Annotated in this window: 15 protein-coding genes; 3 read left to right on the top strand and 12 right to left on the bottom strand. The window is 58.8% G+C overall.

All coding sequences use genetic code 11. The features are described from left to right. Positions 1–441 precede the first annotated feature (441 nt). Genes ACK2VC_RS12450 through ACK2VC_RS12440 form a run of 3 tightly spaced genes read left to right on the top strand, consistent with a single transcriptional unit; the run spans position 442 to position 6,282 of the window. A complete protein-coding gene (locus ACK2VC_RS12450; protein WP_486730668.1) occupies positions 442–1,686 on the top strand; it encodes an efflux RND transporter periplasmic adaptor subunit in 1,245 nt (414 codons plus the stop codon). A gap of 11 nt (positions 1,687–1,697) precedes the next feature. Beyond that, a complete protein-coding gene (locus ACK2VC_RS12445) occupies positions 1,698–4,850 on the top strand; it encodes an efflux RND transporter permease subunit (protein ID WP_486730667.1) in 3,153 nt (1,050 codons plus the stop codon). Beyond that, on the top strand, positions 4,843–6,282 hold the full coding sequence (locus ACK2VC_RS12440) for an efflux transporter outer membrane subunit (protein WP_486730666.1): 1,440 nt from the start codon (positions 4,843–4,845) through the stop codon (positions 6,280–6,282). Before ACK2VC_RS12445 ends, ACK2VC_RS12440 begins: the two co-directional genes overlap by 8 nt. A 500-nt stretch (positions 6,283–6,782) precedes the next feature. Here the strand turns inward: ACK2VC_RS12440 and waaA are convergent, their stop codons facing one another. The 12 genes from waaA to ACK2VC_RS12380 form a co-directional block, all read right to left on the bottom strand. Then, positions 6,783–8,054, bottom strand: coding sequence for a lipid IV(A) 3-deoxy-D-manno-octulosonic acid transferase (waaA, locus tag ACK2VC_RS12435; RefSeq protein ID WP_486730665.1), 1,272 nt, complete (start codon positions 8,052–8,054; stop codon positions 6,783–6,785). Beyond that, positions 8,051–8,920: a Kdo hydroxylase KdoO gene (gene kdoO / locus ACK2VC_RS12430; protein ID WP_486730663.1), complete on the bottom strand. Its 870-nt coding sequence runs from the start codon at positions 8,918–8,920 to the stop codon at positions 8,051–8,053. The genes waaA and kdoO overlap by 4 nt, the downstream gene beginning before the upstream one ends. Positions 8,921–9,025: 105 nt before the next feature. Then, a complete protein-coding gene (gene waaC, locus ACK2VC_RS12425; RefSeq protein WP_486730662.1) occupies positions 9,026–10,042 on the bottom strand; it encodes a lipopolysaccharide heptosyltransferase I in 1,017 nt (338 codons plus the stop codon). A 40-nt stretch (positions 10,043–10,082) separates the two neighbouring features. Beyond that, positions 10,083–11,468: a phosphomannomutase/phosphoglucomutase gene (locus ACK2VC_RS12420; protein ID WP_486730661.1), complete on the bottom strand. Its 1,386-nt coding sequence runs from the start codon at positions 11,466–11,468 to the stop codon at positions 10,083–10,085. A gap of 275 nt (positions 11,469–11,743) precedes the next feature. Continuing rightward, positions 11,744–12,055, bottom strand: a complete 312-nt coding sequence (locus ACK2VC_RS12415; protein WP_486730660.1) for an H-NS histone family protein — start codon at positions 12,053–12,055, stop codon at positions 11,744–11,746. A 79-nt stretch (positions 12,056–12,134) separates the two neighbouring features. Beyond that, positions 12,135–14,072 (bottom strand): polysaccharide biosynthesis protein, encoded by a 1,938-nt coding sequence (locus ACK2VC_RS12410; protein WP_486730659.1) that lies wholly within the window; start codon positions 14,070–14,072, stop codon positions 12,135–12,137. 641 nt (positions 14,073–14,713) lie between these two features. Further along, positions 14,714–15,445: a sugar transferase gene (locus ACK2VC_RS12405; RefSeq protein WP_486730658.1), complete on the bottom strand. Its 732-nt coding sequence runs from the start codon at positions 15,443–15,445 to the stop codon at positions 14,714–14,716. Between the two features lie 17 nt (positions 15,446–15,462). Then, positions 15,463–16,467, bottom strand: coding sequence for an alpha-ketoacid dehydrogenase subunit beta (locus tag ACK2VC_RS12400; RefSeq protein WP_486730657.1), 1,005 nt, complete (start codon positions 16,465–16,467; stop codon positions 15,463–15,465). A 14-nt stretch (positions 16,468–16,481) separates the two neighbouring features. Further along, positions 16,482–17,558 (bottom strand): thiamine pyrophosphate-dependent dehydrogenase E1 component subunit alpha, encoded by a 1,077-nt coding sequence (locus ACK2VC_RS12395; protein WP_486730656.1) that lies wholly within the window; start codon positions 17,556–17,558, stop codon positions 16,482–16,484. Beyond that, positions 17,548–18,666, bottom strand: coding sequence for a DegT/DnrJ/EryC1/StrS family aminotransferase (locus ACK2VC_RS12390; RefSeq protein ID WP_486730655.1), 1,119 nt, complete (start codon positions 18,664–18,666; stop codon positions 17,548–17,550). Before ACK2VC_RS12390 ends, ACK2VC_RS12395 begins: the two co-directional genes overlap by 11 nt. A 122-nt stretch (positions 18,667–18,788) precedes the next feature. Then, positions 18,789–19,568, bottom strand: coding sequence for a class I SAM-dependent methyltransferase (locus ACK2VC_RS12385; RefSeq protein ID WP_486730654.1), 780 nt, complete (start codon positions 19,566–19,568; stop codon positions 18,789–18,791). Beyond that, positions 19,565–20,842, bottom strand: coding sequence for a glycosyltransferase (locus tag ACK2VC_RS12380; RefSeq protein ID WP_486730653.1), 1,278 nt, complete (start codon positions 20,840–20,842; stop codon positions 19,565–19,567). The genes ACK2VC_RS12385 and ACK2VC_RS12380 overlap by 4 nt, the downstream gene beginning before the upstream one ends. Positions 20,843–20,921: the final 79 nt, after the last annotated feature.

Raw genomic sequence — 20,921 nt, 5'->3', positions numbered from 1 at the left:
CGCCCAAAAATTCATGGTGAAACACAAGATCGCAAGCAATGGCGCGGGTTTTCAGCCCATTGCGCGAATTACCATGCGGGAATGACAATCGTTCCCATAGATTGATTTTTCATAAAAGATAGATATCACATACACTATTTCTTCTCCCGTCCTTTTCCTGCGAACCCACTGGTCAGGCCCTTGGCGCCGCTGGGGCGACAATCGGCACGGCTCCACCAAAAAACCTTCAAAGGCGACGCGAAATCGGAAAAAGAAAGACGTTAGCCGGCGTTTCAAGAAAATGATGCTGGCTACTCTTCGAAAGTTCTTTTGCTTTTCGGCATCTCATTTATACGCAGCAGTGCGTCCTGCGTTATTCTTGCGCTTACCGCTTTTGTATGCGTATCGGCAACAGCCGTCCGGAGCGCTGGCGCCATTCCCCAATCACCGTATGAGAGATTCATGAGCCCAGTTGATTACACTCGCCGTACCCGGGTCTTTCCGCGACTCCTGCCTGGTTGCGCGCTGGCCCTGATGACTCTGTTTGCCGTGTCCGGTTGCGGCAACAAGACGGCCACGACGCCAACCCAGAGCGCCGGTATGCCGCCGGAAGTCGCGGTCATCACGGTCGAGCCGCAACGGCTGGCGGTCATCAATGAACTGCCGGGCCGGCTGGCAGCAACCCGGACCGCGCAGGTGCGGGCGCGCGCCGCCGGTATCGTGCAAAAGCAGGTATTCCGCGAAGGCAGCGACGTCAAGGCTGGCGACGTGCTGTTCCGCATCGATCCGGCGCCGTTCGAGGCGGTGTTTTCCAGTACCGAAGCCGCAGTTGCCAAGGCTGAAGCGAACCTGGCCCAGGCCAGCCTGAAAGTGCAGCGCTACAAACCGCTGGTCGAGCAGAACGCGGTCAGCAAGCAGGAATACGATGATGCGCTGACCGCACAGAAACAAGCGGCCGCCGATCTCGCAACCGCCAGGGCGGCGCGTCAGACCGCAAGCCTGAACCTGGGCTACGCCACCGTCACCGCGCCGATCGCGGGCCGCATCGGCCGCGCCCAAGTTACCGAGGGCGCGCTGGTCGGACAGGGCGAGGCGACACCGTTGGCCACCATCCAGCAGATCGACCCGATCTACGTCAACCTGACCCAGTCCAGCACCGAAGTGCTGCAACTACGGCGCGCACTGGCAGCCGGCAAGCTGGCCAGAGCTGGCGCTGGCCAGGCGAAAGTCACACTGGTCACCGAAGACGGCCAGCTCTATGGGCATGCCGGCAAGCTGCTGTTTTCCGACTTGACGGTAGATGAAAGCTCGGGCGCGATCACGCTGCGCGCCGAGTTTCCCAATCCGGACCGTTTTCTGCTGCCCGGCATGTATGTACGCGCGCGGCTCGAGCAGGCAATCGATGAACAGGCGCTCACGGTGCCGCAGCAAGCGGTGATGCGCGGAACCGACAGCTCGACGGTAATGGTAGTGGGCAGCGACGGCAAGGTGACGGCACGCACGGTCAAGGCCGACCGGGTACAGGGCAATTCCTCGATCGTCAGTGAAGGCTTGAAAGCCGGCGAGCAGGTCATCGTTGAAGGCCTGCAGAAGGTTCGGCCCGGCGTCGCCGTCAAGGCGGTGTCCTGGAAAGGGCCGGTCGGGCAAGCGCCAGCGGATGCCGCCGGCGAGCAAGCGGCTGCGGATAAAAAACCGGCGGCACAATAAGGGGGCCGCAGATGGGACAGTTTTTTATCGATAGACCGGTTTTTGCGTGGGTGATTGCGTTATTCATTATTCTGGCCGGCGCGCTATCAATCACCAAGCTGCCGGTTTCGCAATACCCGACCATCGCGCCGCCCACCATCGTGGTCACGGCGGTCTATCCCGGTGCCACCGCGCAAACCCTGGAAGACAGCGTCACCAGCCTGATCGAACAGGAGATGAACGGCGCCGACGGCCTGCAGTACATGGAGTCGCAAAGCCAGGCCAACGGCCAGGCCCAGATCACGCTGACGTTTTCCACCAACACCAACCCGGACCTGGCCGCGGTCGACGTCCAGAACCGCCTGAAGCGGGTCGAGTCGCGGCTGCCGCAGGCGGTCACGCAGCAAGGCGTACAGGTCAACAAGGCGCGCAGCAACTTCCTGCTGTTCATCACCCTGTCGTCCGAAGACAACCGGCTGGATCCGATTGCGCTTGGCGACTATCTGTCGCGCAACGTGCTGAATGAAATCAAGCGCATCCCCGGCGTCGGCCAGGCGCAGCTGTTCGGCAGCGAACGGGCGATGCGGATCTGGATCGACCCGGCCCGGCTGATGGGTTACCGGCTGACCCCGGCCGACGTCAGCAATGCGATCCGCTCGCAAAACGCGCAGGTCGCCTCCGGCACGCTGGGCGAATTGCCCAGCCCGGCCACCCAGCAGATCGCCGCTACAGTGGTGGTCAACGGCCAGTTGTCGACGCCCGAGCAGTTCGGCGCGATCGTGTTGCGCGCCAACCCGGACGGCTCGGTGGTACGACTGCGCGATGTGGCACGAATCGAGCTGGGGGGGCAGGCTTACGCCACTGCGGCGCGCATCGATGGCAAGCCGATTTCCGCCATCGGCGTGCAATTGTCGCCGACCGCCAATGCGCTTGGCACCGCCACCGCGGTATACGCCAAGATGGATGAACTGCAGAAGTATTTCCCGCCCAACGTCAAGTACACGGTGCCTTACGACACCTCGGAATTCGTCAAGATTTCGATCCAGGAGGTGGTCAAGACGCTGCTGGAAGCGATCGTGCTGGTGTTCCTAGTGATCTTCCTGTTCCTGCAAAACATCCGCTACACGCTGATTCCGACCGTGGTGGTGCCGGTGGCGTTGATGGGCACCTTCGCCACCATGTATGCGCTCGGATTTTCGATCAACGTGCTGACCATGTTCGGCCTGGTGCTGGCGATCGGCATTCTGGTCGACGATGCCATCGTGGTAGTCGAAAACGTCGAACGCATCATGAGCGAGGAAGGTCTATCGCCGCGCGATGCGACCAGGAAGGCGATGGGCCAGATTTCCGGCGCACTGGTCGGCATCACGCTGGTGCTGGTATCGGTATTCATTCCGATGGCTTTCTTCGCCGGCGCAGTGGGAGCCATTTACCGGCAATTCACGCTGTCGATGGTGGCCTCGATCCTGTTCTCGATCCTGATGGCGTTTTCGCTGACGCCGGCGCTGGCGGCGACCATCCTGAAACCGATCAAGCAGGGCGCGCACCTGGAAAGGAAAGGCTTCTATGGCTGGTTCAACCGCAAGTTCAACCGCACCTCGGCCGGCTATCAGGGCACGGTGGCGCGCCTGCTGCAAAAAACCGGTCGCACCATGCTGGTCTACGGACTGGTGCTGGTGGTGGTCGGCTTGTTGTATGTGCGCCTGCCCTCGTCCTTCCTGCCCAGCGAAGACCAGGGCAACATCATCACCAATATCCAGTTGGCGCCGGGCGCCAGCCAGAGCCGGGCGCTGGAAGTGGTGAAGCAGGTGGAGGACTACTACCTGAAACAGCCGGGAGTGGCACATGTGGTCGCGGTCACCGGCTTCAGCTTTTCCGGCAATGGCCAGAATGCCGCATTGGCCTTCATCCCGTTGAAGGAATGGAGCCAACGCGGCAAGGAAGATTCGGCCGATGCCATCGCCACCAGGGCTTTCGCCGCCCTCTCGCAGGTCAAGGATGCCATCATCTATCCGCTGAATCCGCCGCCGATCCGGGAGCTGGGTAACTCCACCGGCTTCACCTTCCGCCTGCAGGATCGCGCCGGCCTCGGGCACGACGCGTTGACCGCCGCGCGCAACCAGTTGCTCGGCTTTGCGGCGCAAAGCAAGGTGCTGGCCGGCGTGCGCCCGGAAGGACTGGAGGATGCGCCGCAACTGCAACTGGATATCGACCGCGACAAGGCAAATGCGCTCGGCGTATCGTTTGCCGATATCAATAGCGTGCTATCAACCGCGCTCGGCTCGACCTATGTCAATGACTTCCCGAACCAGGGCCGGCAGCAGCGCGTCATTGTCCAGGCCGACGCGCCAATGCGGCTGCAGCCGGAAGACCTGGCACGGCTCTATGTGCGCAATGCAAAGGGCGACATGGTGCGTTTCTCGTCGTTCAGCAGTTCGCAGTGGACCAAGGGCGCGGTGCAGATGGTGCGCTATAACGGCTATCCGGCGATGAAGATTTCCGGCAACGCCGCTCCGGGCTACAGCACAGGCGACGCCATGACCGAAATGGAAGCGCTGGTGGCCAAGCTGCCGGAGGGCTTCGGCTATGAATGGACGGGCCAGTCACTGGAAGAGAAGAGTTCGGGCGCCCAGGCGCCGGCGCTGTATGCACTATCCCTGATCGCGGTGTTCCTGGTGCTGGCGGCACTGTATGAAAGCACCTCGATTCCGGTGGCGGTAATGCTGGTGGTGCCGCTTGGCGTACTCGGTTCGCTGCTGGGCGTGACCTTGCGCGGCATGCCGAACGACGTTTACTTCAAGGTCGGGATGATCGCGGTGATCGGCCTGTCGGCCAAGAATGCAATCCTGATCATCGAATTCGCCAAGGACTTGCACGCGCAGGGCAAGGGCCTGATCGAAGCCACGCTGGAGGCGGCCCACATGCGCTTTAGACCGATCATCATGACTTCGCTGGCCTTCATCCTCGGCGTGCTGCCGCTGGTGCTAGCCAGCGGCGCCGGTTCCGCCGCGCAGCGCGCGATCGGTACCGGCGTGATGAGCGGCATGATCACTGCCACGGTGCTGGCGGTGTTCTTCGTGCCGGTCTTCTTCGTCGTCGTGCGGTCCATCTTCAAGGGCAACGAGAGGCAGCGCAAGATGTACGCATCGCATATCAAGGCAAGCCCGGAGGAGCAGAATGTCTAGGTTTTCACCGAAAGGAATCGCCGTTGCCATGCTGGCGGCGGGCGTCCTTGGCGCCTGTTCGCTGGCGCCGCAGTTCGTGCGCCCCGAGGCGCCGGTAGCGGCAACCTATCCCGCCGCTGCCGCCGCCCCGATCAACCCGGACGCGGTCGATCCGAGCGCGCTCGGCTGGCGCCAGTTCTTCCCCGACCAGCGCTTGCAGGATCTGATTGCCACCGCGCTGCAAAACAACCGCGACTTGCGCAGCGCCGCCCTGCGCATCCAGGAAGCGCGCGCGCTATACAACATCCAGTCGGCAGATTTGCTGCCGACCGTGTACGCCGGCGCTTCCGCCGCCCGTGCCCGCACGCCGGCCGCGCTGTCTTCGAGCGGACGTAGTTCTGTCACCAGCAGCTACCAGGTCGGGTTCAACCCGGCCGCGTTCGAGCTGGATTTTTTCGGCCACGTACGCAGCCTGAATGACGCCGCGCTGGCGCAATACCTAGCGACCGAGGAAGCGCAGCGCAGCGCCCATATCAGCCTGGTGGCCGCCGTGGCCCAGGCCTATCTGGCTGAGCGCGCCCTGGCCGAGCAGCAGACGCTGGCGCAGCAGACGCTGGACGGCCGGCGCAGCGCCTACGAACTGGCGCAAAAGCGCTTCGAGGTCGGCGCCTCCTCCGCCCTTGATCTGCGCCTCTCCGAAACCCTGGTGCAATCGGCGCGCGTAGCCTACGTCACCCTGGCACGGCAACATGCGCAGGCCGAGAACGCGTTGAGTCTCCTGGTCGGCACGCCGCTGGCCGCCGCGCCGGCGGCACCGACCCTGAGCGAGCAAAACCTGGTGACCGATATCCCGGCCGGCCTGCCGTCCGAGCTGTTGACGCGCCGCCCCGACATCCGCGCCGCCGAGCAGCGGCTGCGCGCGGCCAACGCCAACATCGGCGCCGCCCGCGCGGCGTTCTTTCCACGCATTTCGCTGACCGCCGCGCTCGGCACCGCCAGCCCGGCGCTATCCGGCCTGTTCGATGCCGATTCGCATGCCTGGAGCTTCGGGCCGCAATTGCTGCTGCCGATTTTCGACGCTGGCCGTAATCGCGGCAATCTGGAACTGGCCGAGGTACGCAAGAACCTGGCGGTTGCCGACTACGAAAAGACGATTCAAACCGCGTTTCGGGAAGTCGCCGACGCTCTGATGGCGCGCGCCACGTTCGACGAGCAGATCGATGCCCAAGACAAGTTTTTACGGGCGCAGGCGGAGCGCCTGAAGCTGTCCGAACTACGTTTCCAGAACGGCGTCGCCAGCTCGCTTGACGTGCTGGATGCGCAACGCGAACTGTTTAGCGCGCAGCAGGCGCTGGTGCAGGCCAGATTGCTGCGGCTGACGAATGCGATCGACCTGTATCGCTCGCTGGGCGGCGGCTTGCAGGAAACTACGGTGGCGGCCAGCGTGCAATAGCGGGGCCGCATCTGTTTGAGCTGCATTTCGCCTCTCATTCGCGCAGTTTTTAGCGGGAACGAACCAGGAAGGGGCAGCAGTTGATGGCGCCGCCGACAGGCGCGGCTTTGGGCTCTGTCGCAGTTATCTGTTGAACTTCAGGCCAATGCCAAGCGAGGCGGAGTGAAACCAGGGTCAGAGTTTTTTTACGCCGGCCTCATGGCGTAACACTCTGACCCTGCTTTCACGGATCAGACGGAGCGGCCTCAAAACCCGCGTGATTTGGAGTCTCATCCCTGTAGGCCGTTACTGGGGTCTGAGTAATTTTCGCGATGAAGCATTGCGAAAAAACTCCGACCCCACTAACTCCGATGTCCGATGGCGCTCAACAGATAACTGCGACCGCCACCATAAAACGAGGAGTATATTTGTTAGAACACCATTTTTAGATCGGAAATGGCCGCATGCTTTGAGAGTATGTTGCAACGCATAGAACCCGGCAGCGCCCTGCCGTACCTGCCTCAATGAAGCAACGGCTTGAGCAAGGCCATGGTCCGTCGCGTCGCGCCCCGGTGTTGCAACGCAAATCCTTGCGCCGCCTGGCCCATTGCGTCGCGCTCGGCATCGGCATGCAGCAGGCGCAGCCCGGTGGCCAGCAGCGCCGCCGCATCGGCCACCCGCAGCGCCGCCCCGGCCGCGACCGCGTCCTCGCTGACCGCGCTGAAGTTGAAGGTATGCGGCCCGATTAATACCGGCTTGCCCATCGCGCAAGCCTCGATCAGATTCTGTCCGCCGAGCGGCAGCAGGCTGCCGCCGATGAAAGCGAGGTCGGACGCTGCATAGTAGGTAAACATTTCCCCCATCGAGTCGCCCAGCAGAACCCGCACCTCGGGCCGCAAGGCCTCCGCCCCTAACGTGGAACGGCGCGCCAGCGGCAACCCTTCGGCCGCCACCAGTTGCGCCACCTGCTCGAAACGCTGCGGATGGCGCGGTACCAGCAACAGCAGCGCATCGCCCAACTCGCAGGTGCGCATGGCCGCCAGGATCAGCGCTTCCTCGCCCTCGCGCGTGCTGGCGCACAGCAGTACCGGACGCGCGCCGATCTGCCGGCGCAAGGACGCGCCCAGGGCGGCAGCCTCGGGCGGCGGCGCGACATCGAATTTCAGGCTGCCAGTGACGTGCACGTTGGGGGCGCCAAGCTGGACGATGCGCTCGGCATCGGCGGCAGTCTGGGCGGCAACGCATGAAATGCTGCGCACCGCAGCGCCAACTAAGTCGGAAAAGCGCTGCCCGCGGACCAGCGAGCGTGGCGACAGGCGCGCATTGACCAGTGCCAGCGGCACCTGGTGGCGCGCGCATTGCGCCACCAGGTTCGGCCACACCTCGGTTTCCATCAGCAGCCCCAGGCGCGGCGCAAAATGCGCGAGGAAGCGGCCGGTCATCCAGCCGGTATCGTATGGCAGCCAGCTTTGCAACACGCGCTTGCCGTGGCGCGCAAACAGCGCGGCGCCGGTGGCGCGGCCGGTCGCGGTCATGTGCGTCAGCAGGATGCTGTGGCGCGGATAGGCCGCCAGCAGCGCTTCCACCAGCGGCTGGGCGGCACGCGTTTCGCCGACCGATACCGCGTGCACCCAGATCAGCGGCGCCGCGCCGGCAGTCAACGGCGGATAAAACCCGAGCCGCTCGGCCACGTGTTGCCGATAGCCAGGTTCGGCATGCCCGCGCCACCAGAGCCGCGCCAGCGCCAGCGGCAACGCCAGCCACCAGGCAATGGAATAAAGAAGGCGGCTCAAATCAGGGGCCGGCCAACAAGGCGGGTCAGGATCGCCAGCGGGCTGGCGGATGGATCGTATTGCTGCGTGGCCGGCAGGTGCAGCGTCTGTTCCAGCAGGTATTGGCCCGACATCGCCGCGTGCGAAGTCTGGTCGGAAAAGCAGACCCAGACGCTGCCGGCCGGAAACAGCATGCTGATCTGCCGGGCATCCTGCTGATAGTCGAGATCGGCTTTCATGCCGTCGTGCAGTTGCAGCATCAGGTGATCATATTCGCTGCGCAGCGACTTGGTGACATGCAAGGCGAACAGCAGCCGCGCCTGCCAGCGCACATAGGGTTTCGCCCGCGGCAGGAAATGGCGCGCCACCGCCTCGAACGGCTCGCCGATGCGCCACACGCGCGGCACGCCGTTCGGGTTGATGTTGGCAAATACGCGCAGGATGCGCTCGCCGTGGTCGGGCCGGGATGGGAAGGCATCGACATGCAGCCGTCGATCGTCGGCGCGCCAATGCTGCGCCCGGGTCTCCACCTGCTCCGGGCGGTAGCTGGTGGGCGCCAGCCGCAAGGCGCCGGCATAGCGCGGCAACAACGCATGGATCAAGGCCTGTGCCTGGGTGCGAAAACGCCCGATCATGATGGCCAATTCCAGTAGCTGCGCGGTATCGCCGCGCGCGCCTTTCAAGTGGCCGTGCTCGTCCAGGCTGATGTTGCGGGCCTTCGGGTCGTGCACCGCCGGTGTCAGGAAACGCCGCTCATCCGGCAACAGCTCAAACGCCAGATGTGGAAAATACAGCACCTTGCCCGCCTCCAGCGCGTTAATCCATTCCTGGTTCGACGGCACGGCCTGCCAGTCGGCACACTCAATTTCAAGGATTTGCTGTTCCATAGGCGATATTATGCCGCGCCGAGCCAGGGTGGTTGTTGAGGTATCTTACGGTGGATACCAAGAGGCTTGTCGTCGCCGCCACTCCCCCGGCGATGGCACCGTTCTTCAAGTGCAGCCTGCACCGGCCGCTGGCAGCCCGATTTCCGACAACGCATCCAGCGCCGCCGCCACCTCCTCCACCGAGGGCGGCGTCCCGCAATCGCCCAGATTGATGATGTTCGGCGACCAGTTGCCCTCGGTTTTCCAGCGCGGCGAATCGCAATACAGCTCGATGGTCGGACGCTCGTACGCGGCCGCGATATGCGTCAACCCGGTATCGACGCCGATCACCAGCGCCGCGCGCTGCGCCAGCGTCACCGCCTCCATCATCGACAGCTGTGGCAGCACTTGCGCATTCGGCATCTGCGCCGCCAGGCGCTGGGCGTCCTGCCGTTCGGCTTGGCTGCCCCACGGCAGCAGCACCGGTAGACCGCGCGCGGCCAGCAACTGCGCGATGCGCAACCAGCCTGCCGCCGGCCATTGCTTGGCGGCGCGCGCGCTGGCGTGAAAAAAAACCGCATACGGCCGCGGCGGCAGCCAGGCTGGCGCGCCGGAAGCGGCAGGCGGCGCCTGCAGGCTGAAATCGGCCCGGTCGTCGACTTGGTACCCCAGCGCCACGGCGGCCACCAGGCGCCCACGCTGTACCGCATGGGTGTGCCGTCCAACCGCCACGCTGTGCGCATGAAACAGCCGCGACAAGGGCTCATAGCCCGAACCTTCGGTGCCATTCGCCAGACCGACCCGACGCCCGCCCGCGGCCAGCTGCGCCAGGCCCATCACGACGCCGGTTTTCAGCAAGCCCTGGGTGTCGAAGACGAAATCGTAGGATTCCTGCCGCAAGCGCCGATAAAACACGCGCATTTCGGCGCGTGTGGCGGCCGACAGCAAACTGCGGCGCCAACGCCGCAAGGCGATCGGGATGATGTGGCGCACATGGGTATTCAGGCGCACCAGGTCGGCATAGGATTCTTCCACCACCCAGTCGATCTGTGCGGCGGGACAGTGGCGCGCGATGTCGGCCAGCATTGGCATGTTGTGCACCACGTCGCCCAGCGACGAGACACGCACGATCAGGATCTTCAAGCGCTCGCTCTCCGCTGCGGCAAGGTTCGACGCAGCGCGCTCAAAACGGCAGCGCCGCGTCGGCCCTGACCGCCAGGATCACACGCCGGAATTCCGCCTGGATTCGCGCCAGCGCCTGCCGGGTCTCGGCCTCGAAGCGCAACACCACGACCGGTGTGGTATTCGAGGCGCGCATCAGCCCAAAGCCCTCTGCATATTCGACCCGCAAGCCGTCCACCGTGATCACCTGCTCCGAACCCGGGAAAACCGCTTCGCGCTGCATCGCGTCGATCAAGGCGAAATTCTCGCCCTCGCCCAGCCACAACTGCAACTCCGGCGTGCTGATCGATTGCGGCAAGGCATTCAGCAATGCCGCCGGATCGGCTACCCGGCTTACCAGTTCCAGCAGGCGCGCGCCGGCATACAGGCCGTCATCAAAGCCATACCAGCGGTCCTTGAAAAATACATGCCCGCTCATCTCACCGCCGAGCGGCGCTCCGGTTTCGCGCATCTTGGCTTTCACCAACGAATGGCCGGTCTTCCACATCAGCGGCACGCCGCCATGCGCCTCGATCCACGGCGCCAAGTGGCGCGTGCATTTGACGTCGTACAGGATCTGCTGCCCCGGATGGCGCGTCAGCACATCCTGCGCAAACAGCATCAATTGCCGGTCCGGGTAGATAATCTGGCCGTCCTTGGTCACCACCCCGAGCCGATCGCCGTCGCCGTCAAACGCGAGGCCGATTTCGGCATCCGTCTGGCGCAGGCAGGCGATCAGGTCCTGCAGGTTTTCCGGATGCGCCGGGTCCGGGTGGTGATTTGGAAAGGTGCCATCGACCTCGCAAAACAGCTCGGTCACTGCGCAACCCAACGCGCGGTACAGCTCGCCGGCAAACGCGCCGGCCACGCCGTTGCCGCAATCGACCGCGACCTTCATCGGCCGCGCCAGCTTGACGCCGCCGGCGATGCGCTGCAGGTAGGCATCCTTGATGTCATGCTTGCGATAACTGCCGGCGCCACTGGCAAACTCACCGGCGACGATGGTCCGATACAGCGCCGCAATCGCCTCGCCATAAATCGCCTCGCCCGCCAGCACCATCTTGAAGCCGTTGTAATCCGGCGGGTTGTGGCTACCGGTGACCATCACACCGGAGCGTGCATCCAGCACATTGGTGGCGAAATACACCATCGGCGTCGCCACCACGCCCAGGTCAATCACATCAACGCCAGCCGCCTGCAAACCCTCGGCCAGCGCCGCCAGCAATTCCGGCCCCGAGAGCCGGCCGTCCCGGCCAACGACCACGGCCTGCTCGCCCCTGGCGCGCGCCGCCGTGCCAAAAGCCCGGCCAATCTGGTGCGCAATTGCCGCGTCCAGGGTCTTGCCTACCACGCCGCGGACGTCATAGGCCTTAAAAATACTGGGAGTCAGAGTCAGTGGTTGGGTCATGGGATGCTGAAGTGACGGTGAATATTATCGAGCGAGCGTCGGGGCCCGCCTCGGAAATACACTTGGAAGGATTGATTATGCAGAATTTACAGCGTATTCCGGCGCGGCGCAGTGTTGTCGTTCCCGCGGCCTTCAGCGGGAATGCATGCCTTCGCCCCCCAGTGGCCTTGTACTGAGCGCACCGTCAGAACGGCATCATCAATGGACAATGAATGGCACTGGCTCCCCGCCTACCGCCTGCATGACAGAATGGCGGGAAAAAATGACTACGCCAACTATACGCGCAAGGCATCCAGCGACTGCCCTGAGGCCACCCACTCCTGAATCCACTTCGGCTGCCGCCCGCGCCCGGTCCATTCCAAAGCGGGATTCGACGGATGGCGGTAACGCACCGCGACGCTGCCCTTGCCGCTGCGCGGCTTCGCGGCACCGATCAGATCCTTCAGCGAAATTCCGGCCTTTTGGGCGATGGCCAGAATCTGCGCGCGCGCTTGGGCGCGCTCGGTTTGCTCGCGCTCCTTCAAGGTTTGCTTGATTTTTTCCTGCAAATTATGCAGTTCCGCAATTGACAGTTTTGACAGGTCCATTACTGCTCCCAAAGATTATTGAAACATTCGCAAACACCACAAGCATCGCCACATTACTGTCGTCATGCCTTCGATGACATCAGTGCACGATCGGCCCCGCTTGCACTACCGCCAATTTTGTCTTCTTGCCCTGCGCCAGCCAGATAAAATCCTCGATATCGCATTGGGGCGTATAGCCGGCAACCGCGCGCAACAGCAACGCCCGGACTCCCTCATAATCGAAGCGGTCGCAGGCGAGCCTTAATTCCGTCAACAGTTCCTGCAGTCTGGCCCAGGGTATTTCAACCTCCTGCGCCCGCATGATCAATGGATGCGCAGTTCCCTCCACGTCTTCCCCAATCAACAGTTCCTCATAAAGCTTCTCTCCCGGACGCAAGCCCACATACTGGATTTCGATCCCGTCATCGGCCTTCGTCTCGCCCCTGACCTCCAGCCCGCTCAGATGCACCATGCGCCGCGCCAGATCCACGATCCTGACCGGCTCACCCATATCCAGCACAAATACATCGCCACCTTCCGCCATGCCTCCCGCCTGCAGGACCAGTTGCGCTGCCTCCGGAATCGTCATGAAATAGCGCGTGATCTCCGGGTGCGTCACGGTGATCGGGCCGCCGGCCATAATCTGCTTGCGAAACAAGGGCACCACCGAACCGGACGACCCCAACACATTGCCGAAGCGCACCATGCAGAAACGCGTCGCCGCCTGCTGGTGCGCAAATGCCTGCAAAATCAACTCCGCCAGCCGCTTGGTCGAGCCCATCACATTGGTCGGGCGTACCGCCTTGTCGGTCGAGATCAGTACAAAATCCTTCACACCGGCGCTCAGCGCCGCCTGCGCAATACCTAAGGTTCCAAACACGTTATTGCGAATACCCTCGATCGGGTTATGCTCGACCAGCGGCACGTGCTTATAGGCAGCCGCGTGGTATACCGTATCCACCATGAACGTGCGCAATATTTTTAGGCATTTCTCGTGTTCCAACACCGAACCGAGGAAGGGTATCACCTCTACCTCAATACCCAAGGCGCTACGCAGCAGCAGTAATTCACTTTTAATCGAATACAACGCGTATTCCGACATTTCCAGCAAAACAATTCGAGTCGGTCGCAATGCAATAATCTGGCGACACAGTTCTGACCCGATAGACCCGCCGGCACCAGTGACCAGCACCGCCTTGCCAGTAATGCAAGTAGAGAGCAATTTCGTATCCGGCGTGACCGCATCCCGTCCCAGCAAGTCTTCGATTTCGATATCCCGTACATCCTGCAGCCGCAATTCGCCATTGATCAGACTCTCGATCGGAGGCGTGACTTTGATCTTGAGCTTGAGCGGCTCCAGTTTTTCAAGAATCTGCTTTTGTCGCTGCTTGCTCTGGGACGGCAGAGCAAGCAGGATTTCCGTGATCTTCTCCCTTTCGATCAAAGCGGGCAGTCGATCCAGCGAATAAACCTTGATGCCACCAATCGTCGCGCCTTGCAATTCCCGCTTATCGTCGATAAAGGCGACCGGCACGTAGTCGCGCACATTGCGCAAGGCACTGACCAGTTGAATCCCCGCCTGTCCGGCACCATAAATTGCCAGCCGTACCGCGCCGCTGGCAGCAGTCGCGCGCAAGAAATAGCCACGTGCGACAAAACGGCTGGCAATGATGTACATGATCGCGCCAGCCCAGTAGATACCGAATACGCCGCGCGACATACCGATCATTTGCTTGGTCAACGCTGCTAACACAACCAGCGCCAACACGGAGAGCGTCACCCCAACGAAGACGATGTATACAATCTTTTGATCTATGAAACGAACCACGGCGCGGTACAGCCCGAGCCGAATGAAAATCGGGATCGAAACAATGGGCGCAGCGATAATCAACAAAAGATACTGCGCGAACAACGCTGCCGTCACACCGTCGTAACGAAGCGAAATTGCCATATAAAAAACCAGCGGCAGCATAAGCAGATCAACCGTCGCTGCGGTCAACTGCTTATAGAGGCGCGGCAGTTTCAGGAATGATTTCATTTAATCCAGTCAGACTTCATTTGACACGTCCTGTTCGCCCCTCAAAGATAGCCTGAGCGCTGTTTATTGATAATTAACAAGAAAATTTCAAATATCGACGGAACGAACCATTTAATCAAAGTAGAAATTCGAAATGCCCGCGAATCATCAAAAAATAAGCTATAAGAGCTAAAATTTTCTCTTGATCAAACGCGGTTGCGGCGCCCCCTCCAGACCGCACACATCGCACTGCCGAGCCCGCTTGAGCTAGTTCTTTTAGAGACTCCCACCGAAGCTCATGTAAACAGCCTTACGAAATTTGCCAGATACCCTATTCCAACAATTACTTTCCCCTTTGTTCCTCAAACCCACTTTAGCCTTGGGCTGTTTGGATTATCCAAAAACGATCCCATCATGTATCACGATGAAAAAATTATCAGGCAACACTAGCATATCTCGTCCATGAATAACCAAATGCATGATGTGTAACAATATCCCGTCATGCCATAGCTACACGACCATTGGAATCAAGCAATATTTATGCAGCCCATGATATTTCAACAAAACAATTTGCTGAAAAATCACGATTGAAAAACAGGATAGGTACGCAACCTTCCCAATTTAATAAAACCAACCGGGGGCTTTATTAAATATATAATTTATTATGAGTCTCGGCTGGTTACGATTTCAGTGGATCCAGGTGGAGGGGTCGGTACCAGCACGTCCCTTCTAAGGGCGATTTGACACAATTTTTTCTCTGCACCCATTTGAGATAGCAATTTACTGACCGCCACCAATGCTTTCTCTCGATTCGCAATTGCGACAATCGTAAAAAATATAATTTTAATATCTATCAATATGGAAGTATTCCGAACATAAAAAAGACCAAGCCATCCTTTCCAGGGGCGAATCAGTTGATTATACGCAATATCCGGATCCGCCTTGTCTTTCAGAATTTCACCCTCGTCTGAAAAAACGATCGAAGAAAAATCGGTAATCCCTGGTTTTACCGACAAAAGCTCTTTTTCAAGCGGTGTATATAAATCAGTTTCTCTTTTAACATTCGGACGCGGCCCAACCAAGCTCATGTCGCCAATAAGAACATTCCATAACTGCGTTAATTCATCAAGCTTATAGCGCCGGATGAAATGCCCAACAGCAGTAATACGCGTATCATTGGCACCAGTGGAATCAACTCCGCTTTTATCCGCATTGACAGTCATGGACCGCAATTTGATCATGCGAAATTGGCGTCCGTTCTTACCGACACGCGGAGCAACGTAAAACGGCGAATGATAATCCTGAAGCCACACGGCGATCATAGTGGGTACAAGCACTATAGATGCAAGTATCAGGCCAAACAATGAAGCGAAAAAATCAAATAAGCGTTTCATCACGTATATCGTCTTATTCAGGAGCTAGAAAGGACCAGGTGCTGTGCCAATTCAACAATGGCCCGCGCGGTAGGATAGTACGCCGCTTCCAGCGGCTTGCTAGTAGGTGCCGGTGCATCGGGCAAGGTAATGCGACGTGGAGCGCTGCGCAATTGCGACGGCTCGATCGCCTCCACCACGCGGGCAAGCACTTCTCCTGCCAGCCCACAGTTGGCCCACCCGCCATCGACTGCGATCAGACGCCCGGTTTTACGGACTGATTTAATGATCTCGGTTACATCTAGCGGGTTGATTACGCGTAAATCGACCACCTCTGCATCGATCCCCTGCTCGGCAAGTATTCCGGCAGCTTCCATGGAACACATCGTGGAATGGCTTGCGGCGACCAAAGTGATATCTTTGCCGGCACGTATGACGCGCGGGCCTATGGTTCGCAAGTCCTGCTCTATGATGGGCGCCGCCGGATCGATGATTTCTGACTGGTCGTACAGCCAGCGGTCGTCGATGTACACGACAGGATCGTCACATAGCGTAGCGGCGATCAGAAGATCGCGCGCGTCCTGCGGAGAATACGGCATCACCACACGCAACCCCGGTATGTGAGCAAACCAGGCATGCAGTGCCTGGGAGTGTTGGGCACCTTGTTCTCCACCTCGGTTCACGATAGCACGGATCACAACTGCTGGATGCGCTTGGCCACCCAGCATGTGAGACCACTTGGCGGCCTGGTTGACGATCGCGTCCATACCATATAACAAAAAATCAATCCGGGGATGGACCATGATCGGGCGATAACCGCATAGCGAAGCTCCCACCGCCGCGCCGGTACATGCCAGTTCGGATACTGGAGTATCGATTATTCTTTGCTTGCCAAATTTCTTGTCCAGATCTGTCATCGTATTACCAACGTACCAGGGACTCCATAAGCCTTGGCCAATTACGAATACGTTTGGATGCCTCGACAGCAAATGTTCAAAACCGATACGGATCGCATCGCCGTAAGTCAGAATGCTATTTTTCATGAATTCAACGGAAGTTAGACATAGACGCAATCCAGCAATGCGGAAAGGGGTGGGTAGTCGGCCTCTTCGGCACGTTGCCAAGCAGCTTCGATTTCCGTCCGTAACGACTGGAGAATATCCTCCAGATCGCTTTCCGTCATTGTGCCTGCGACGTGTAGCGCGTCAAACAAACGGCGCACCGGATCCCGCCGCTTCCAAATAACCAAATCGTTGCCGCGATTTACGCCAACATCCATATCATCGCGCGGGCCAACGTGCCCACGCCAACGATAAGTCACTGCCTCCAGAAAGCCCGGACCATCTCCAGCTCGCGCGCGCTCGAGCAAACGAGCAGTAGCCTTGGCAACCGCAACAACATCATTGCCATCCACAACTTCGGACGCCACGCCATGAGCCTGTGCAAAGCGTGCAACGCTATTGGCGGACTGGCGCAGACTAATATGAAGATGGCTGGAAAAAAGATTGTTTTCAACGACAAAAAGTACAGGTAGCTTGAATACGCTTGCCAGGTTCAACGACTCGTGCACCACGCCTTCTTCCGTTGCTCCATCACCAAAATAGGCCACGCCTACGTCGCCGTTACCATCGAATTTGGCAGCGAAACCTGCGCCCACGGCAAGAGGTACCGTGCCTGCAACGATCGGCACCGAACCCAAGAAACCATTAGCTTGGTCGACCAGATGCATCGAGCCGCCCATACCGCGGGAACAACCGGTCACCTTGCCCAAAACTTCCGCAAAAATGCCGTCGAGTGAGCCGCCAAGCGCAAAGTAGTGCGAATGTGATCGATGACACCCAAATACACGATCGGTTTTGCGAAGATGGGCGGCGACACCTACTGCAACCGCCTCCTGACCGATACCCAGATGCACGGGGCATTTGATCATACCGGCAGTCACCATATCGCCGATTTTTTCTTCTGCTAACCGGATCAATAGCATGTCGCGTAGCTGCCTCGCTAGCAGCCCGACATCGCAATTTTTGATATCGAGTGCCTGATGGTAGGCATCCGCCCGAGCCAAATCACCTAATAAATCCTGCATGTAACGACCTTGTTCAAGCGTGGGTGAATTGGCGCCGTCACGCACCATAGAACGCAGCGATCAGATCACAGATGTAATCCACGTCATCATCGGTGAGTGTCGTATTCATAGGCAACATGAAGCAGCGCTCGAAGAAATGGTCTGTCCTTGGCACGCTCACATTCTTGAACCCCAGATCGGAAAACTGATGAACTGGCGTTCCTGCCCACTGAATGATTGAGCGCACGCCGCGCTCCTCGAGATAAGCACGTAACTCGTCGCGACGATCCCCTTCCAGCTCATAATTTTGGTATACATCATAATGACGCTGATCCGCGTCAGGCGCCGGCGGCAACGTTAGTTGCGGCAATTTGCCGAGCCGTTCCTGATAGTGCGCAGCGATCGCACGGCGGCGCGCCGTATCCTGTTCGAATGTCTTCAGCTTGAAATCGAGCACGGCCGCCTGCAGATTATCCAGGCGCGAGTTGAAACCCCAGGCTACCACACGACCTTCGGCATTGCGGCCATGATCACGCAGCAGCGACACGCGCTCGGCGACCGCATCGTCGTTGGTCACAATTGCGCCGCCATCACCAAAGCAACCGAGCAATTTCGCCGGATAGAAGCTGATCGTGCCGAATTTGCCGAACGTGCCGGCGCTCCTGCCTCTGAATTTCGATCCCAGACCTTGGGCCGCATCTTCGACGATCATCAGACCATGCTTATCGGCAACCGCTTGCAGCGCATCCATGTCGCAGGTCCGTCCATTTACCTGGACCGGCATGATCGCCTTGGTACGCGGCGTAATCAGCTTCTCGACCGAGGCGGCATCCAGCATGTGGTCTGGGCCGATATCGGCCAGCACTGGCGTGGCGCCGACGAAATGGACCGAAGCGGCGGTCGCGATATAAGTATGCGATGGCAAAATCACTTCATCGCCCGGACCAATCCCCACGGCCATCAGACCAATCCAGATCGCGTCGGTCCCATTTGCCACACCGAACGCATGCTTTACGCCCATATAGCTGGCAAGGTTCTTTTCGAACTCGAACACTTCCTTTTGCATGATGTACGCACCGCGACGGCATACGCCTAGCATTACGTCGGTCAGTTCTTTTTCCTGGGAAGCAAACAACGCTTGATAGTTAAAAAATGGAATATTGCGGGTCTTCGTCATACTACCTCCACGTCTTAATTAGGTTATTGCTTAACAAATTCGGATGAAATTATCCAAGTGGGCAAGCAGTATTGCAATACTGCTTAAAAAATCTCACATCAATTTTTATAAAAAATCATCAACTAGAATTGCTTTTGGCCAAACCCCTTTGCGACCAGCACAAATTTGAATCCAGAACGCTTAATCCGGATTACCCGATCAAAAAAATCAGATACCGATCCGGCCCGCTTGTCTCCGAAAAGCCGCGCTACAATCGGCATTGCGAAAGTCAGCGCGCCAAAATAATGCACATCCACAGTTGCAAAGCCACAGCTAAGTGACTCAATGCGTGCAAGGTCAGGCATGTGTTGCAAAGTGCTCTTGGTTCGCTCGCCGCGTCGATAGTGTAGCCAACGGTTGGCGCGATAGATCGGATTATGGTTGAGCGAATCAACGCAAATCAGCATGCCGCCTGGCCGCAATACACGCCTGATTTCGGCATCGACCACATGAGGTTCACCGTAACTCAAGCTGCCCGCGCATGCAATCGCGTCGAATGAGGAAGCTTCATAAGGGAGACGTTCCATGTCGGCGACCTCAGTCTTGAGGATGCCAGAGGTGTTCTGAAAGCGCTGCTTGAGTAGGCTCAGGGAGTTCGGCGAAATATCGCTTGCAGTGACCTGCGCCCCGGATTCCAGCAATATCCGGGTATGCAAGCCAGAGCCGGCGCCCAACTCCAGCACACGGTGACCTGGTCGGATCAGTTCGGCAATTTTCTGCTCATAGAGGATATAGGGCGTCCGCAAATAAGAAGCCATTGTTTGCGAGCCCAAGGGAGCCTCTGCAACCATGGCCGCAGCCATTTGCGATTTGGCACGCGCGTCGTAGCGTTCTCTCTCGACCTGCTTGTCACGCTCCATCATGACGATCGCCTGCTCCGAGCCAGCATTTCCAGATGCCTGACCAGATCGCCATAAACCGTTTCGAAAGAAAACCGCTTCTGAAAGAGCTGCAACGCGTTACCAGAAAGTTCATCGCGCAAACCGGGCGTGGTCATAAGATCTTCAATACACTGCGCCAGCGTTTTACCGGTCGCGGCGCCATACGACATCCCAATACCGGAATCAGAAATCAAACGTTTAACCTCACCATCCAACGGGCTCAACACTGGCAACCCCGAGGCCAACGCGTCAATCACTTTGTTCGGAATACTCATTACAAAGTCTTCACTGTTGTGGTAAGGCGCGAGTGCCGCGCTGGAACGAAGCGCCAACGCCTCGATCCTGGTTCGATCAATCCAGCCCGGGAAATAAACGTTTGTAAGACCAGCCATCTTTTCCCGCCAAGCAGATGAATTGGCTCCATCGCCGCAAAGGACAAATTGGCACGCGCTCCCTGCCCGCGCCATTGAATTGGCGGCTTCGCATACCGGATCGATGTCAAAAGTTGGAGAATGGCTACCTACAAAAATAACGCGCTGGGTCCCGTCAGCTTTAATTCCTTGTCGATCCCACCAATGACCTGCATTCTCAAGCTCGACTGCAGATACCTGCCCAGTCGGCGACGTTAGCGGAGCCACTAGATCAAGCTGGCCAACCGTACGCCCGGCAAAGTCTACCGCCCACCGCAAAAAACTATCAGCCATAGCTGATAAGGCGGTTGCATCCCGCATGGCGCGTCGCCCATAATAAAAATATGGCGTAAGTATGATACGACCAAGGAGCTTAAGAGGCGAAGGCAACGCAGCAATAAAAATAGTTGGCCACTGGTCTTTGACATCAACCATGCAAGGAATTTTGCGCGTTACGAGCCATTGCACCATAGTAGTAGTCGTTTCAATAGGAGGATATCCAATGAAGGCAACGTCCGGCGCATTAGTCTCTGCATTCAGTTCTTTCGCCAGATTGCGAGCCAGTACGGCGTGATCCCACAACCTGCCGAGACCAATATTGCGCTGGTAACCCGGACTTGCGATGAGCCTTATCTCCAATGCCGATGAGACAACAATACGCTGGGTGCCCTGTACCCTGTGACGCTTTTCTTGGTGATAAAACGATGAACTCCACAACACCACCTTGTGTCCAGCAGCGACCAGCGCATTAGCCAAATTCATCGCCCGCATGGGCCTGGGATTTCCTTGATCGCTATGAAGCGGTTCACCAGTTTGCAACAACCAGACCGTTAACGGCTTGTTCATCTTGCAGTGTATTTAAAGGGAATAATGTATATTATGAAAATTCGCCGCGACATTAAATGCCGCAAACAATATGGTTGTA

Source organism: Herbaspirillum sp. WTB6 (genome assembly GCF_057457785.1).
Note: the sequence above shows the minus strand (reverse complement) of the source record. Positions and strands in the feature narration are given on the sequence as shown.

Bases quoted from the DNA above. Each gene is read 5' to 3' on its own strand.
- ACK2VC_RS12445 (WP_486730667.1), top strand. From the start codon at position 1,698: ATGGGACAGTTTTTTATCGATAGACCGGTTTTTGCGTGGGTGATTGCG.
- ACK2VC_RS12450 (WP_486730668.1), top strand. From the start codon at position 442: ATGAGCCCAGTTGATTACACTCGCCGTACCCGGGTCTTTCCGCGACTC.
- ACK2VC_RS12390 (WP_486730655.1), bottom strand. From the start codon at position 18,666: ATGACGAAGACCCGCAATATTCCATTTTTTAACTATCAAGCGTTGTTT.
- ACK2VC_RS12415 (WP_486730660.1), bottom strand. From the start codon at position 12,055: ATGGACCTGTCAAAACTGTCAATTGCGGAACTGCATAATTTGCAGGAA.
- ACK2VC_RS12380 (WP_486730653.1), bottom strand. From the start codon at position 20,842: ATGAACAAGCCGTTAACGGTCTGGTTGTTGCAAACTGGTGAACCGCTT.
- ACK2VC_RS12410 (WP_486730659.1), bottom strand. From the start codon at position 14,072: ATGAAATCATTCCTGAAACTGCCGCGCCTCTATAAGCAGTTGACCGCA.
- ACK2VC_RS12400 (WP_486730657.1), bottom strand. From the start codon at position 16,467: ATGAAAAATAGCATTCTGACTTACGGCGATGCGATCCGTATCGGTTTT.
- kdoO (WP_486730663.1), bottom strand. From the start codon at position 8,920: ATGGAACAGCAAATCCTTGAAATTGAGTGTGCCGACTGGCAGGCCGTG.
- ACK2VC_RS12440 (WP_486730666.1), top strand. From the start codon at position 4,843: ATGTCTAGGTTTTCACCGAAAGGAATCGCCGTTGCCATGCTGGCGGCG.
- ACK2VC_RS12395 (WP_486730656.1), bottom strand. From the start codon at position 17,558: ATGGTGCGTGACGGCGCCAATTCACCCACGCTTGAACAAGGTCGTTAC.
- ACK2VC_RS12420 (WP_486730661.1), bottom strand. From the start codon at position 11,468: ATGACCCAACCACTGACTCTGACTCCCAGTATTTTTAAGGCCTATGAC.
- ACK2VC_RS12385 (WP_486730654.1), bottom strand. From the start codon at position 19,568: ATGATGGAGCGTGACAAGCAGGTCGAGAGAGAACGCTACGACGCGCGT.
- ACK2VC_RS12405 (WP_486730658.1), bottom strand. From the start codon at position 15,445: ATGAAACGCTTATTTGATTTTTTCGCTTCATTGTTTGGCCTGATACTT.